At 42.2% G+C, this 16375-nt stretch carries 14 protein-coding genes; 4 read left to right on the top strand and 10 right to left on the bottom strand.

Going from position 1 to position 16375, the window contains the following annotated elements:
- The first annotated feature begins 278 nt into the window (after positions 1–278).
- Both celB and JZO85_RS12155 read left to right on the top strand, forming a co-directional pair.
- The gene (celB, locus tag JZO85_RS12160; protein ID WP_207108800.1) at positions 279–1550 is read left to right on the top strand and encodes a PTS cellobiose transporter subunit IIC; all 1272 of its coding nucleotides are present in this window, start codon (positions 279–281) and stop codon (positions 1548–1550) included.
- Positions 1551–1652: 102 nt separating this feature from the next.
- The gene (locus tag JZO85_RS12155; RefSeq protein ID WP_207108799.1) at positions 1653–2372 is read left to right on the top strand and encodes a GntR family transcriptional regulator; all 720 of its coding nucleotides are present in this window, start codon (positions 1653–1655) and stop codon (positions 2370–2372) included.
- A 148-nt stretch (positions 2373–2520) separates the two neighbouring features.
- Here the strand turns inward: JZO85_RS12155 and JZO85_RS12150 are convergent, their stop codons facing one another.
- The 5 genes from JZO85_RS12150 to JZO85_RS12130 are packed head-to-tail and all read right to left on the bottom strand — an operon-like array spanning position 2521 to position 6775.
- Positions 2521–3876 carry a sensor histidine kinase gene (locus JZO85_RS12150; protein WP_207108798.1) on the bottom strand — a complete coding sequence of 452 codons (1356 nt, stop codon included), beginning with the start codon at positions 3874–3876 and terminating at the stop codon, positions 2521–2523.
- Positions 3864–4526 carry a response regulator transcription factor gene (locus tag JZO85_RS12145; RefSeq protein WP_207108797.1) on the bottom strand — a complete coding sequence of 221 codons (663 nt, stop codon included), beginning with the start codon at positions 4524–4526 and terminating at the stop codon, positions 3864–3866. The genes JZO85_RS12150 and JZO85_RS12145 overlap by 13 nt, the downstream gene beginning before the upstream one ends.
- 54 nt (positions 4527–4580) lie before the next feature.
- Complete coding sequence (locus JZO85_RS12140) at positions 4581–5333, bottom strand: lantibiotic immunity ABC transporter MutG family permease subunit (protein WP_207108796.1); 753 nt, start codon at positions 5331–5333, stop codon at positions 4581–4583.
- Positions 5320–6060 (bottom strand): lantibiotic immunity ABC transporter MutE/EpiE family permease subunit, encoded by a 741-nt coding sequence (locus JZO85_RS12135; RefSeq protein ID WP_207108795.1) that lies wholly within the window; start codon positions 6058–6060, stop codon positions 5320–5322. Before JZO85_RS12135 ends, JZO85_RS12140 begins: the two co-directional genes overlap by 14 nt.
- Positions 6053–6775, bottom strand: coding sequence for a lantibiotic protection ABC transporter ATP-binding protein (locus JZO85_RS12130; RefSeq protein WP_207108832.1), 723 nt, complete (start codon positions 6773–6775; stop codon positions 6053–6055). The genes JZO85_RS12135 and JZO85_RS12130 overlap by 8 nt, the downstream gene beginning before the upstream one ends.
- Before the next feature lie 209 nt (positions 6776–6984).
- On the opposite strand from JZO85_RS12130, the gene JZO85_RS12125 reads away from it, so the two are divergent.
- Positions 6985–8610 (top strand): malolactic enzyme, encoded by a 1626-nt coding sequence (locus tag JZO85_RS12125; protein ID WP_207108794.1) that lies wholly within the window; start codon positions 6985–6987, stop codon positions 8608–8610.
- A gap of 168 nt (positions 8611–8778) precedes the next feature.
- Positions 8779–10101, top strand: a complete 1323-nt coding sequence (locus tag JZO85_RS12120; protein WP_207108793.1) for a 2-hydroxycarboxylate transporter family protein — start codon at positions 8779–8781, stop codon at positions 10099–10101.
- A 101-nt stretch (positions 10102–10202) separates the two neighbouring features.
- Here the strand turns inward: JZO85_RS12120 and JZO85_RS12115 are convergent, their stop codons facing one another.
- From JZO85_RS12115 to JZO85_RS12095, 5 genes are all read right to left on the bottom strand, one after another.
- A complete protein-coding gene (locus tag JZO85_RS12115) occupies positions 10203–11495 on the bottom strand; it encodes an MATE family efflux transporter (protein WP_207108792.1) in 1293 nt (430 codons plus the stop codon).
- A gap of 150 nt (positions 11496–11645) precedes the next feature.
- A complete protein-coding gene (locus JZO85_RS12110) occupies positions 11646–12092 on the bottom strand; it encodes a GNAT family N-acetyltransferase (protein ID WP_207108791.1) in 447 nt (148 codons plus the stop codon).
- 111 nt (positions 12093–12203) lie between these two features.
- Positions 12204–13739, bottom strand: a complete 1536-nt coding sequence (locus tag JZO85_RS12105; RefSeq protein WP_207108790.1) for an MFS transporter — start codon at positions 13737–13739, stop codon at positions 12204–12206.
- A 53-nt stretch (positions 13740–13792) separates the two neighbouring features.
- The gene (locus JZO85_RS12100; RefSeq protein ID WP_207108789.1) at positions 13793–14326 is read right to left on the bottom strand and encodes a PadR family transcriptional regulator; all 534 of its coding nucleotides are present in this window, start codon (positions 14324–14326) and stop codon (positions 13793–13795) included.
- A gap of 176 nt (positions 14327–14502) precedes the next feature.
- Complete coding sequence (locus tag JZO85_RS12095) at positions 14503–16188, bottom strand: metallophosphoesterase family protein (RefSeq protein WP_207108788.1); 1686 nt, start codon at positions 16186–16188, stop codon at positions 14503–14505.
- Positions 16189–16375 lie beyond the last annotated feature (187 nt).

Genomic DNA, 16375 nt, shown 5'->3' with positions numbered 1-16375 from the left:
TGTTTCGCAAATTTTCAGTATATGAAGAGAAAAATAGTTACCCTTTTTTCTACTATATATAGTCAGTACTTTTTCAATCACAAGATCCAACGCCTCTTCTTTTATTACTTACATGATCAAAAAAGGATTTTAATCGCTTTAAGCTCAATCATTTCAGGATCTCTATATCAAACTACAAATAAAAATCAATCATATTTAAATATATGACTAGACATACTATCGAAAACATGATAAATTATAGCTGTAATCGATTACAAAAAAATCTAGAGGTGAAGAAAATGAATGGGTTTATGGATAAGCTAGCGGAGAAAATCATGCCCTTAGCGAACAAGCTAGGACAAAATCGTTATTTAACTGTACTTAGAGATGCCTTCATGTTGTCATTCCCGCTGACTATGTTTGGTTCAATCGTGGTTGTTATTAACAATCTGCCTTTTTTCAACGATGCCACTAAAGGCGTACTGAGTGAACTTTTTGGTAACGGGCAAAATGCTACCATGAGTATCATGTCTGTATTTGTAACATTCGGGATCGGCTATTATTTATCAGAATCATATGAAGTAGAAGGTATTTTCGGCGGAGCTGTTTCCTTTGCTAGCTTCTTGATTTTAACGCCATTTTTCATGACATTGGAAAACGGTGAAGAAGTTAGCGGCGTCTTATCTTTGGATCGTCTTGGAGCAAAAGGAATGTTTATCGGTATGATCGCCGCATTTCTTGCAGCAGAGATTTATTGCCGTATCACTAAACGAGGCTGGCAAATTAAGATGCCTGACGGTGTTCCGCCAGCAGTAACAAAATCTTTTGCGGCGTTAATCCCTGCAGTGATGACCTTAACAACATTCTTAATCGTCAATGCCATTATGACAGGTGTTTTCCATGCAAATCTGCATGATGTTATCTATGAAGTCATTCAAAAGCCTTTGACTGGTCTTGGAAGCAGCCTGCCTGCTACCTTGCTAGCTCTATTCTTGGTACAATTCTTATGGTTCTTTGGTCTGCATGGACAAATCATTGTAAACTCAGTGATGGATCCGATCTGGAATACTTTAATGCTAGATAATTTAGAGGCTTATAAAGCCGGCGACCCATTACCGCATATCATTTCAAAACCATTCATGGAAACATTTACTGTTGGTTTGGGTGGTTCTGGTATGACGCTAGCTGTCGTTATCTTGATGGCCTTTATCTTGAAGAAAAAACAATACCGTGATGTTGGTCGTTTGGCTCTGGCACCTGGGATCTTCAATGTAAATGAACCGGCAATATTCGGCTTACCGATCGTTTTGAATGCGACGATCTTAATTCCTTGGGTGTTGGCACCGTTAGTCGTTACTACTATCAACTACTTAGTGATGGCTGCTGGAATCGTTCCTCCACCAACTGGTGTATCTGTTCCTTGGACTGTTCCTATCGTTGCCAGTGGTATTTTAGCAACAAATTCTTGGCTGGGCGGAGCTTTGCAAGTTCTTGATTTCGTCATCGTCGGATTAATCTGGTATCCGTTCTTACGTATTCTTGATCGTCAGCCAAATTTTGATATCGAATAATCAATCAAAAAAAGTTAAGGCAAATGCAAAAAGTTTGTCTTAACTTTTTTATTCATTGTATAGACATTTGAACTTATGTATAATCATATTGAGGTGATATCGTTGCCAAAATACGAAGAAATCGCAAATACTTTACGGAATCGTATCAAAAGTGAAACTTATCCAGCCGGCTCTTTACTTCCGAAGCAAATCGAACTTGTTAAAGAGTTTTCTGTCAGCCGAATGACTGTCCAAAAAGCACTGGAAATTTTGACGCTGGAAGGACTATTATCATCTAAAAAAGGCGTAGGAACGACCGTTTTACACCATCCCTTTTTGACGAAAAACACTTCTTTCCTTTCTTACTATGAAGGATTGAGCGCAGAGATGGAAAAAGCGAACCGAAAATTGGAAAGCCAAGTCATTGAGTTCAATGTTGAATTTCCTGATCTCTCAATTCAGGAGAAGCTGCACATTTCAGAGGAAGAACCGGTCTATAACATTGTTCGTCTAAGAATTTTGGATGGCACCCCGTTTATCTTGGAACATACTTATATGCCGATTCAGGCAGTTCCGAACTTAAAGAAAGAGATCATTGAGGCGTCGATTTATCAATATATTAAAAACGAGCTTGGGGTCAAAATTACGGGTGCCTATCGTACGATTCGAGCAGACAAAAGCTCTGAGTATGATCAAAAATATCTTGATTGCGCGGTGGATGATCCTGTTTTAGAGATTCGGCAAATCGCTTATCAGCAAAACGGCGATCCAATCGAATACTCTCGCAGCCGAAATCGTTTTGACGTTCGCGACTATTCCTTCCTTGATATGAAAGGCAATTAAATGCTCGCAGACATATGTGAGCCGAAAGTCTTTTGGGAAAATACTTAACAAAATGAAAGCAAACGCTCCTATTACTTTAAACATTTAAAGTAATAGGAGCGTTCCGCTTTTTATTTATGTCATTTTTTAGGCTCAATCTCGTCCGCATTTACTCGGTCAGCGAGAGAATCAGGGCGGCTTTTCCTCCGTGCTCTGTATTTCCCAGCTCCAATCGGCCATGGTGATCCTTTGCCACTCGCTCTACAATTGACAAGCCGATACCATAATTAGTGTTCGCCGTACGACTCTGGTCCTGCTGCCAAAACATTTCCTTTGCGTGGGTCAGCGCTGCTGGAGAAAAGCCCGGACCATTATCTTCAAAAATGAAAGACAGTTCCTGCTTCTGCTGTTCAATTCGAATAGTCACATCGCCTGCTTCAGTATGTCGAATCGCATTATCTCCAATATTTACTAAAGCTCGTGTCAGCATTACAGGAGCAGCAATAATTGTCAGATTCTCTTCTTTATTCTGAATAATGAAACGCAGCCCCTTTTGCTTGGCCAGCGGAAGAAGGGTCTTGCTCATTTCCTCCAAAATCGTTTCCATCGGAACGACGGTCTTCTCCTCTTGAAATACCTCAAAGTTCGAGATTTGCTGCAGCAGTCCAATATATTCCTTGGTTTTCAAACCAGACTCATAAATGTCAGTGATCAGCTGCTTCTGCTCATCCTCCCATTCCTCTTCTAGTAAAAGTTCCGCGTTCCCATTGATCACCGTCAACGGCGTATTGATATCATGAGTCAAAGCGGCAATTTCCTGTTTGCGCTGCTGCTGGGTCTCCCATTGCTGCACTAATGACTCTTTCAGCGCGCCCCTCATTTCCTCCATTGATTGCAGCACATGATCAAACTCCAGAATACCAGTGGATGCAGCAATGGCTGTCTCAAGATTCTTTTGTGTGATTTGCTGACTCGCTTGCTCAACTAAAACGAGTTTGCCCTTTAACTGTTTACTGGCTCTTCTGGCAAAGAGAATGAAAAATAGAACTAAGGCAAAAGAGATTCCTATAATAAAGAGAACTTCAAAATTTGGAAACAGCCTTCTTAAACGTGGATTGGTAAATTGCGCTTTGTATTGCCATAAAAACAAAGCGTAAGTCCCATCGGAAAAAGTGAGGTACGCCGCTGTTGAGTATGGCTCCTCTTTGTCCTTGTATTGCTTAGTTATCTTTTTCAAGGATTTCTTTGATAGCGAACTGCTTTTTACAGCGCCATTTTTTGAAAAATAGACATACTGATAAAATTCAGGGGACAAATCGGCAGGAAATGTCTGACTTCCCTTCAGCCGTGTGATTTCTTTACGCGCTTCTGTTTCTCCCGCATTTGCCGGAGCGATCTTCTCGGTGGAAATCAACACCTGAAATGTCAGCAGCGTTAGCAGCAAAATGACTATGACTCCAAAGAAAGCTGACAATAAGAGATGTGAGACGTATCTGGTTAGTCCGATCGTTTTTATTTTCGCCATCGATAACCAATCCCCCAGATCGTCTCAATCGGATCTTCCTTGAACTCTTTCAATTTTGCACGAACATTTTTGATGTGCTCAACGATCACACTTTCCTCCGAACTCCCGTCGTAGCCGAAGACCGCTTCATACAGCTGCATTTTGGAAAACACTTGCCCTGCTGATTCCAACAGATGTGCACAAATCAGATATTCAGATTTAGTCAACGCAATCTCAGTTGAATCGTGAAACAATTTCTTTCCAGTCAGATCCAAGGAAAAATTGCCGCATCGCAAAACATGTGTGTGCCCACGTGATTCTCGCCGCAAATGGGCCGCAACACGTGCCCGCAGCTCCGAAACAGCAAAGGGCTTGCGAATATAATCATCCCCGCCGATTCCCAGACCGTGGATCAGCTCGCTCTCTCCAGCCTTGGCCGTGACAAAAAGAATCGGACAATCCACCAAGTTGCGAATTCGTTGACAATACGCGAACCCATCTTCCTCCGGCATCATGACATCTAATAAAATCAAATCTGCGAACTTGGCTTTTTCCGGTGTAACTTCTTTCGTATGTGTGAAGGTCTCTACCTGATGCCCTTCCCGTAATAAAGCTGTTTTGATAAATGCTAAGATTTTTTCATCATCATCGATTGCAAAAATTTTTGCCATCCTCTCACCTCTTTGCTTCCATCATACGTGTAATAAGTTCAGACAACAAGCTCATTACAGCTCATTTTTACGTCCTTCCCATCGACTGAACCAAATTGATAAAAAGCCAAACATCATTAATGTTAACAGAACCATGCTCAATTCCCCCAGCTGGATTTTCGTTAAAACATCCACACTGTTGTTTTCTAAATAAGCCGCCAGCAGCGGAACCATCCGCAGCCCCCAAGCACAGGGGAAAAGGAACCAAATCGTCTCGCCAAGTCCCGTCAGCAGCAAGGCTGAAAGTAACAGCTCCACCGCGGCCACGGAAAAATTGACATTCCGGCCAAAGCACAATCCTAACCAGAGATGAAAAAAATACTGAAAAAGCGCGCAGCACCAAACGATACACACGAGTAATAAAATAAGAGCGAGCGACAATGAGTAATCAGAGCGAAACTGAGAAAGGATCAGATGGTAGCCTGCCCCAACAAAGAGACAGGATAATAAACCGAAAATTACCAACAGAACCATTTTTGACGACAATGCCAGGAATTTTACCGGTGAGCTTAAAAGAAAGAAGCCGTCTCCTGCTTCGATTTCTTGATCTGCTACTATCGTCGTCAGCCAAGCTGCGAGGATAGGATAGATCAAAGCCAGTATTTGGAAAAAATTGATCGTTAATCTGTTTGCTTGATAATTCGTCCATTGCTGGTAGCTGAAAAAAATGACAATTCCCAGCAGCGGAATGATCAGATGCAGCAACAAGAACGGGGTTCTTTTCACTTTCAAAATATCCGCCTGCAGGATCCTTTTAAACCTTCTCATGATAATGCCCCCCACTGCCAAACCATTTGGTGGTTAAACAATAACCGAGAACAAATAGGCTGACGGTAATGATTAGCCCCGGAACGATAACACTTGTATCGTATAGCGGACTCCCAGCTGCTAATGGGACACCATTGGGATTGATTCCAATGATGGGCGCCATCAAACGCGGAGCAATCGCAAACGGCAGATACCAAAGATTGCCGCCCGCAAAGGTCTGGCTCGAACAGAAAATATTTAAAAATAGAATACTTAAAAAGGTAACGATCGAATTGAAGCGGTTTGCCAGAAACAAACCAAAGGGAATTTGCCAAAGCCAGCACACCGTCAATACTATTCCAGCTGCTGCTCCGCGCCAAACAGGGTATTGAGCGGGAAACAGCAGACCGGAGAAAGTCGTGAGTCCAAAAACCAACCCATTGCCAAAAACTAAATAAAGTACCCCCGTCCAGATTTTCCCCTGCCAGATTTTCTTCGCCGAAATTGGCAGGATATTCACATTAAAAAAAGATAATTGCTTGTCCGAATCGATCAGATTGTTGCATATCAGGGCTGCCACCATCGGCAAAAGCAGCATATACCACCAATTGTAAGCACCAATCTGCGTGAACTGTCCGCCCATTAAGAAGATCGCCATAAGGCTGACTAAGAGCGGAAACAAAACAATGCCCTTTCTGCCAAAACTCCGCTTTCCCTTCAGCAACTCTGCTTGAATAATTTTACCCATGAAAAGCAGCCTCCCCTACTTGTTTTTCTCTTGCCACATCCATAAAGAGCTTTTCCAGCGCTGCACTATTGTTAGGCAGTCCGCCCTGATATCCTAGCTGTCCATTCGCGATAATCCCAATCGTGTCCACGGTATTTTCTACTTCCGATAAGATGTGACTAGAAAGAATCACCGAGATCCCCTGCGCTGGAAATGAGCGAATCAATTCACGCAAAGCCTGAATTCCCAGAGGATCTAAACCGTTTGTCGGCTCATCCAAAATCAACAGCTTCGGTTGATTCAACAGAGCTAAAGCAATCCCCAGACGCTGCTTCATGCCCATCGAAAATTGACGTGCTTTTTTCTTACCGGTATTTCGCAAATCGACTATAGCCAACACCTCCTCTATTCTTGATGCCGATAAACCTAAAGTCGTTGTTCGGACAAGTAAATTTTCATGAGCAGTTAAATTTCCATAAAGCGGCGGATTCTCAATCAAAGCACCGATCCCTGTTAAATCTTTGCGCTGCCACGGCTGACCCTGATAGATGATTTCTCCTTTTGAAGGCTTGATCAAGCCAGCAATCATTTTCAATGTTGTCGATTTCCCAGCACCATTGGCCCCCAACAGTCCGTACACTTCATTTTTAGGAATCGCCAGTGACAAATTATTTACGACTCTTTGCCCATGGTAGGCCTTCGTCAAATTTTTAGTAGTGAGTATCATTTCTTTCATCATTCATTCCTCCTTGTTCTATCTTTAGTATGAAAAACAACTATAAGGAAAGAATAAGGATTTTTACTTTTTTTCAAATATCTTTTAATAAAAAGGCCGCTTCGATAAATCCTTCATATAAATGAAATTTATCGTTACCCAACCTTTTGACTATAGTTTCCTTCTCCTTTTATACTTCCGTTGCACTTAAAATTTAGGAGGACTTATTTATGATTACTGGCTTAAACCTATTAAACAACCCATTGTTAAATAAAGGGACTGCGTTCACCAAAGAAGAACGCAAAAAATACGGAATCACAGGCATGCTTCCAAGTACCGTCCAAACATTAGAACAACAATCTGTTCAAGCTTACGGACAATATCTAAGCAAACCATCTGATTTAGAAAAACGGATTTTCTTAATGAACATCTTCAACACCAACCGTACTTTGTTCTACAAATTAATGGGGCAACATTTAGTTGAATTCATGCCAATCGTGTACGATCCAGTCGTTGCAGACTCGATCGAACAATACAATGAAATTTTTGTTGAACCGCAAGATGCCGCTTTTCTTTCAATCGATGATCCAGAAAGCATCAAAGACAGCTTGAAAAACGCTGCTGACGGTCGAGACATTCGTTTGATCGTAGTGACTGACGCTGAAGGAATCTTAGGTATGGGCGACTGGGGTGTCAACGGTGTCGACATCGCGATCGGTAAATTGATGGTCTACACTGCCGCTGCTGGTATCAACCCTGCACAAGTACTTCCTGTTTCAATCGATGCAGGTACCAACAACGAAACCTTATTGAACAACCCGCTTTACTTAGGTAACCGTCATGCCCGTGTGGAAGGCGATACTTACTATGACTTCATCGATCAATTCGTTGAAGCAGCAACGGATCTATTCCCTGAATTATTACTACACTGGGAAGACTTCGGACGTGGCAATGCCGCAAACATTTTAGATAAATACCAAGACAAGATCACTACCTTCAATGATGATATCCAAGGTACAGGAATCGTTGTTCTTGCTGGCGTCCTAGGCGGCTTGAACATCTCTGGCGAAGCGTTGAAAGACCAAACAATCTTGACATTTGGTGCTGGTACTGCCGGTGTCGGTATCGCAAACATTCTATTAAAAGAAATGGTTCGTCAAGGAACGTCAGAAGAAGAAGCGCGTAAACACTTCTACCAAGTGGACAAACAAGGTTTATTGTTTGAAGACACAGAAGGCTTAACTCCTGGTCAAATCCCATTTGCTAGAAAACGTGCTGAATTTGCTAACAATGCTGAACTAACGAATTTAGAAGCTGTTGTAAAAGAAATTCACCCAACAATCATGATCGGTACATCTACTCAACCAGGTGCTTTCTCTGAAACAATCGTGAAAGAAATGGCTGCTAATACTGCTCGTCCAATCATTATGCCTTTATCAAATCCAACAAAATTAGCTGAAGCAACTGCTAAAGACCTCATTGAATGGACAGATGGTAAAGCATTGATCGGAACTGGTATCCCAGCTGACGATGTTGAATACAACGGCGTAACTTACCAAATCGGTCAAGCAAACAACGCTTTGATGTACCCAGGTTTAGGCTTAGGTCTAATCGCTTCAACTTCAACTCGTGTAAATGATGAAATCATTTCGCAAGCAAGCCGCGCACTAGGCGGAATTGTGGATGTCACAAAACCAGGTGCATCTATCCTGCCTCCAGTCGCTAAATTAACTGAGTTCTCTCAAATCATCGCTGAAACAGTTGTGAAATCAGTCGTTGATCAAAAATTGAACCGCGAAGAAATCTCAGACGTTAAAGCTGCTGTTGAAGCTGCTAAATGGGTTCCAGAATACTAAAATAATCCAATCTCTCCTTCCCCCTCATTGATTGGTTCATTATATATAGAAACACTCTTTTAATTGTGGATATCAATCCATTATTAACACTAGATAGGAGTAGATCTTATTCTACTCCTTCTTTCTATGGGTTCAAACATAGCTTTACTTAAGAAAGGATTTTTTATAATGGTACAAAAAGAATCAACAACTGCGATGCCAGTTGAAGAAAAAAAGACCGGCTTTTGGTCAACCAAGATCACTGGCGTTAGCCTTCCTATCTATTTAATCATGGTCGTTGTTTTGATCATCGCGATGGCTTTGGGTAAATTACCTACGAACATGATCGGACCGATTGCTGTTTTAGTTATTTTTGGTAACTTATTCCATTTTATCGGTAATAAAATTCCCATCGTAAAAAGCTATTTAGGCGGCGGCTCTGTTTTTGCAATTTTCGCTTCTGCTGCTATCGCAACATTTGGTATCCTGCCTGATTACGTCGTTGAATCAACGAAAAACTTTGTCTCAAACATGGGCTTTCTTGATTTTTATATCGCTGCCTTGATCACTGGTAGTATCCTTGGTATGAACCGCAAGCTTTTGATGAAAGCTTCTGTTCGTTTTATTCCTGTAGCTCTTATTTCTATGGTTGTCTCATTCTTCGCTGTTGGTCTTGTTGGTATGCTGATCGGAAATGGCTTCGCTAATTCTGTTCTTTACATTTCATTACCTGCAATGGCTGGTGGTGTTGGTGCCGGTGCTGTTCCACTATCATCCATCTACGCGCACGTTCTCGGAACAAATGCCTCATCAATCATTTCGCGTTTGATCCCTGCTACTGCAATGACGAACGTAATGGCAATTATCGGGGCTGCTTTGGTCGCTCGTATGGGGCAATCTATGCCAAAACTTAACGGTAACGGTAAATTGATGGAAAAAGGCGATCTTGGCGATGGAAAACCTCGTGAAGTGAAACCTGATATCGCACAACTAGGCGTTGGTTTGATGGTTGCTTTGACTTTCTTTATCCTAGGTCAAATCTGTAACTACTTTGTACCAAAGGTTCACGCTTATGCATTTATGATCATCATCGTGGTTATCTGCAAAATCACAGATATTCTTCCTGAATACTATGAAGATGCAGCTATCATGTTCAACAACTTGATCGTTAAAAACCTAACTGCCGCAGTTCTTGCTGGTATTGGTATTGCTTTATTGAACTTGAATGTTTTAGCTTCTGCTTTAACATGGCAATTTGTTGTTCTTTGCTTAACAAGTGTTGTTGTTATCTCAGTTGTTTCTGGTTTTGTTGGCCGCTTATTCGGCTTATATCCAGTCGAAGCAAGTATCACTGCTGGATTCTGTAACAACTCAATGGGCGGAACGGGTAACGTTGCTGTATTATCTGCCGCAAACCGGATGGAATTGATTGCCTTCGCTCAAATGGGCAACCGTTTAGGCGGCGCGATCGTACTAATCATTTCAGGATTCTTAATGCAGCTGTTTTCATAATTAATAAAGCTTATTTCGAAAAAACATTAAAAAAAGAAAGTCAAACCCGCATACTCCTTTCAATTCTGAAAGTATTTGTAGGTTTGGCTTTCTTTCTATAGTTATGCTGATTCTATTGTCGCTTGTTTGTTACTATACTGCCGTAAAAAGAAAAACGAAAACAGCACTGTGAGCCCTTCCGTAATCGGCAAGCTCACCCAAGCACCCGTTAATCCCCAAATCGCGGCCAACAGAATCACCAACGGAACCAGGAAAATGTACCCGCGGAACAATGCTAGCGCAAAGGCCTGTTTGGCATGACCGATGGCTGAAAAGAAAATACTGAATACAACATTCAACGACGAGCCGAACAAGGACAAGAAGAAAATCGGGATACCAAATGCGGCTAACTGAATCAGCATGGGATCATTTTCACGATTAAAGGCTGAAATAATCGGATATTTAAAGAAAAACAAGATCAGATACAAAACAACCGCCATGATAAAGCTGGTTCGCAAACCAAATGTCAACGTCTTTTGAATAGTGAGCGTGTCTCTTTTGTTTGCTGCACGACTGATCAAGGGCTGAATCCCCTGTGCGACCCCTGTAAACAAGGAAAGTGCTACAACTAAAATATTTGCTAGAACCCCATAAGCCGCGATCGCAATATCTCCCCCTAAACCAATCAGCACCTGATTGAAGACCAGAATACTGACACCTGTACTCATCTCCGCAAGAAAAGAAGAAAGACCCAGTTGAATACTTTTGGTGACTGTCAAAAGCTTCGGTCTCACCAAGCTTAGCGACAGCCGGCGTTTTGAAAAATTACGATGGGTGCTCAAGATGGCTAAACTGACCAATGGTGATAAAACAGTTGCCAATGCCGCACCAGCCATCCCCATTTTCATTGGGAAAACGAAAATATAATCAAACAGCATATTAAAAACACTTGAACAAATCATGGCCTTCATCGCCAGCTGCGGATTCTGATCATTTCGAATAAAGGCTAAGCACAAATTATTCAATATGAAAAAAGGCGCCATCACTAAAATGAAGCGCATATACATCGTCGTCAAATCCACCGTTGCTCCGCTGGCACCTAACAATAATGCGAGAAAGCGGCTGGAAAAGAACCCCAGAACAGTAAAGAAGAGGCCGATGATTCCGCCGACAATCAGTAATTGAGAAAAATAATCTCCGCTTCTTCCCTTCAATGCAAAAAGCGTCGCACCGCCCATCCCCAACAGCAAACCAAGCCCCGTCAGCAAATTAAACAACGGCAGCGCAATATTCAACGCGGCTAGCCCCAACACTCCCACTCCATTTGCGATAAAGAATGTATCCGCCAAAATATACAAGGACAAGCCCAATGTACTCAGCACGCTTCGTGTAACATACCCTTTGATCTCACTCATCTAATTCCCTCCAAAAAAAATAGCATCCTACCCTCCAATGGCCTATGGGGTAGACTGCTACTGAAAACAAAACCCGGCGATTTTGCTAAAAGTTCTTCATATTTTAATCCATTTTAGCAACGAATCGGCAAAAAGGCAAACCCACATTTTTTATACATCTAAAAACATCAGCCGTTCACCGTTTTCCAGATCGTATTGGCGGCTGTCAATAAAACCAAATCGCTGATAATAGGGAAGGATTTTTTTATTTTCTTCGTGGACACTTAGATAGATTCGCTCGATTTCATAATACTGTTTTATAAAATCAATCAGCAATGGAATGAAAAAGCTGCCATAGCCTTTGCCTTGAAATTGAGCATCAATCATTAAGCGATCGAGCCAGATAGTTTTCCCTGCTTTAGCGCCGATCATCGAAAAGCCGACTAGCTGAGTATCATGGTACAAAGCTAATGGCCGCCATTGAAAGGACTGATCATAGGCCGCCTCCAATAAGGATTGCTCATTGCTTTCAATAAAATCCTGCTGCTCTGTTGAAACAGATAATGCCGTGACTGCTCGCCAATTCTTTTCATCTACGGCTTTGATCGTTAAATTCATTGCTTGCTCCCTCCTTCTTCACATGGGGTTCGTTAACTACCGTATCAAAAGCCGAAAAAAACAGCAATCGATAAAACCGACTGCTGCTTAAAGGTGCGCATCATTTTAAGACTATTCCACCAGCTCTTTACGCTCTCGCATAAAAATAGCTGCTCCGACTGCACCAATCAAAACAATGGTTCCAGCTACGTAACAAATTTGGATCAAGCCCTGATCAAAAGCCTTGATAACCATCTGCTGCAATCCACGGGCAAACGGTGCTTTACTCAACGCATCAGAAAAGGCAATCTGATGCCCTGAAAACGGACCCGCGTTGATCAGACCGTTCGTCAGCTTGTCAGGCAAGTGAAGACCTGCAGCATTTTGATTGATCACGTCAGCATAACGATCAGCCTCCACCAGACCTAAGATCACCACGCCAAAACTCGTTCCAAATTGTCGGAATACATTCAATAAGCCAGAAGCCATTCCCATTTCTTCAGGCGCGACACCCTCCAAGCCAGCTGAATTTAGCACTGGATTGACAATCCCGTTCGCGATTCCGATCATGACTAAGGTTGGCCATAATTGGGCATACCCCATCGTCGGTGACAATTGCCCGATCAAGAAGATAAAGCCGGCACCACTGACTAATAAGCCAGCCACAATCATCCATTTTTTTGAAAATTTATTTCCCAGAATACCGACAACCGGTCCTAAAATCAACGACCAAACGGATAACGCCAATTGCCGAATACCTGTATCAAAAGCAGACCAGCCAATATAATTTTGCATCAGAACGGTCAAATAAGTATTGAACGCATAGATTCCTGAACCAAGTGCAAAAGCCACTAAAACCGATCCGATGAAGTTGATATTTTTAAACATCGTCAAATTCATCATGGGGTTTTTGACTTTTGCTTCAGCAAGAATGAACAGTCCCAAAAATACCGCAGCTAAGATTAGCCAGCCGCCGACTTTGGGATTGGTCCACGCCCAATTAATATGCGTTTCCTTTTGAATCAACCCATAAATTCCACTGAATAATGCCGCAGCCGATAGGAACATTCCGATAAAATCGATTTTTTGATCCTTCCCGTAGCTTGGTGTTTCATTGACAAAACGGATCGTCATCAAGACCGCGATGATACCGATCGGCAGATTAATAAAGAAGATTGATTCCCAGCCAAAGGCGTCAACCAGCAACCCGCCAACCAGCGGTCCAGAAGCTGAAGACAAGCCGATGACAGAGCCCAAAATCCCTAAAGCCAGACCACGCTGCTTGCCATCAAAGTTAGAGGCAACCAAGGCCATGGACAAGGACATCATTCCCGCCCCGCCGACCGCTTGAATCCCGCGCCCAATATCTAAAACGACTAATGACGGCGCAAAACCATTTACCACTGAAGCGATCACGAATAAAATCAAACTGGCCAAAAAGACCTTTTTTCGACCATACATGTCGCCCATTTTTGATACGATCAATAACGTCACCGCAAAAACCAAGGTATACGCATTCAGAACCCATTGCAATTGCGTGAAGGGCTCATTGAAGGCTTTTTGCATGGTTGGCAAGGCCACATTCACTACGGTCACATCTAAAAGTCCCATAAAAACGCCTAAAGACATCGCAATCAATGAAAACCATTTTTTTGAAGAATTTTCCATATATTGTTACCACTCCCACTATCTCTATCTATTCATCACAGATCAGGATACCCCTAGTTTCGATCAGCAATTTGTTTTTCAATCCAGGTTAATTTTGTTTTGGCGATTTGGATATCCAGCTCATAAGCTTCTACTAGAATACGGAAACGCTCCGCATTTTCTGGAAATCGTGTTTGATGCGCCACCATATCCTCCTGCGCCTTTTGATAAAAGGCTAGATCCTTTTCGATAAATGCTTGAAACTCTTCTAGAATCCTCAGCTGCTCTGTTCGCGTAACGCTATCTAATGAACGTAATTTAAAATGAATCATATCATTGCGTTTCGCGTCAGAAGGAACGGTTTCTTTCATCAATTCAATGAAGCGCTCCACACCTTTTGTGGTAATATGCCACAATTTCAGCTTTCGTCCTTCCTCATAGATCGTGGAAGTAACGAGCCCTTCCTTTTCCAATCTTTCTAATGAAGGATACAGCACGCCGCTAGAAACTTTCCGCATCGGCTGTAAGGCCGAACCAACGATTTTTTGTAATTTGTAGCCGGTCTTATCACCCGTGATCAATGAACCTAAAAGCAATAAATCGTACATTATATCCTCCCCTCTGGAAAAGCTGAATCAGTCTTTTAGATATATCAACTTGCTAATTATAGGTCTTTTAGATACATTGTCAATGAAAAAGTATTTTCAAAAAACAGCGCATTTACACTACAAAAAAAGATCCGCAGCCCTTCATCGAAAGGTACAGATCTTTTAACACTTTTATTCTAATTCTGCAATAAACTCATCAGCTCGAACCCTGTATTCACCTTCGAATAAATCGAGCACACGACAAACAGTCGTTTCCCAGCAAATTCAGCATTCTTGAATCGGCGTGAGGATGCTGGAATATGGTGATGTCCGTGGATCGCTCCAATAATATTGTACTGTTCAAACAGTTTTTCAATTTTCGGCTCTTCACAAATATAGTCCTTATTGTAAGCCTCGCTCGTCTCGGGCAACAGACTCAATTCATTAAACAACGGCGCATGAGAAACGATCACCGTCGGTATTTCTGTATTTTCGCCTAATAATTTTTCCAGAGCCTTTAAAATGAACTGCTGCTGGGCTTTTTTTCGTTTTACTAATGCAACAGGAATCGTAAGTCCGATGTAGCGGACGTCCTCATGGATCAGGCTCTTATTATTCAGCACATTCATTTTTGGAAAACGAGCAGCAAGCTCCGCTTCGACAACTTCGTAAAAGGGATGATTTCCTGTCGGCAGTAAATACCAAGCCTCGTCTGGCTCCTGCAGCAATTCTTTAAACCATGCATAGTGGAAAAACGGACGCCATTTTTCCCATTGTTCATCTGTCTGATCCGTTGTTTCAGGCAATACATCTACTAATTCGTGACCGCCTATAAGGTAGATTCCTTCTATCTCTTCGTCGTGTACACGGGAATCAGAGACGTCCCCTGTCAGAATATTAAAATGCCGATTAAGAAACGGCAGCTTTCCATCCTTCGAATGAATATCTGAAACAACATTCACTAAATTTCGGTTTTCAGTGGAATGGACATTTCTGAAATATTTTTCTGCTTCGTCTGGATGGACACTGTGAGCCACATAGTTATCTCGCACTTTTGATAATTCTTCGCCATACTCTGAGCGTAAAAGCGGCTGTGTATTGACCAGAGAAGCAGAGTCCGTAGCCACAAGTGCATTTTCGAGCCCTTTTTTCACCTCTTGCGGCAGTAAGGACAACGCTGAATCAATGTCCGAATGAATCGTCAGCCCTTGCTCCAACAACTGCTGCTCTTGCCCCGCTGCTTCTAGCAGCTGAACATCCTTCCCATCGATCATTAATGGCAATGAATGAGCCAGCTGAACCACAAAATTCAAATACTCCGAAATATAGCCGGCAATCCCTGTTTTTACATTCTCGCTAAACAAAAACTTACCGGCAAGATTCGCCGACAACGGCCCCGTCTCATCATGTTGCATCAGACGGCCGGCGATCTGAATCTCTAATAGCGGATTTTGCAAAATCGCGTTATACGCCTGCTTCACCTCAAAGGAGTTTTCTTCGACTCGATTACCCGTCACCTGGAAAATACTTAACGTCAAATATTTTTCCAACGTTGTCTGATGCAGCTCGATATAGCGCCGTATTTCCTCGGGATGAAGCAAATATTGAATCGCTGCCCGCTGAATATAGTTCCGCGCGGTATCATAAGGAATCGCTGAGTATACGAGGTCGCCCTTTGAAGAGATGGCCATTGAATGATTTCTGGTATTGTACGTCAATTGAAAGTACTGATTATTAAAGACAGTTTTATTGACTGGACGCCGTTTATTTTCTGGATAAAGCGCCATTCGTTCAGCCAGCATCGGCGGCAGGGCGGCACTCGCTGGCAGGGACAGCTCTTGCTTTCTTATCATCAAATCTTTTTCATTTTCCTTCGATTTCATTCAAGCACCTCTATGCTCAAAGAGGAGTCATTCCTCTTTACGTACATTTCTATAGTATGTTCATTATAGCGTTTATCTCTGCTTCAGGCTTAATAAATTTCAAATTCAATAAAAATTTTAGTAAACCTCTCGCGACAGCTTGCTAGGAAGAATTGAAGAAAAGAGCTTTCCTGCAAAAAAATAAATA

The organism is Candidatus Enterococcus murrayae, from assembly GCF_017315985.1.
GTDB lineage: Bacteria > Bacillota > Bacilli > Lactobacillales > Enterococcaceae > Enterococcus_A > Enterococcus_A murrayae.
This window is presented reverse-complemented; position numbering and strand designations above follow the sequence as displayed.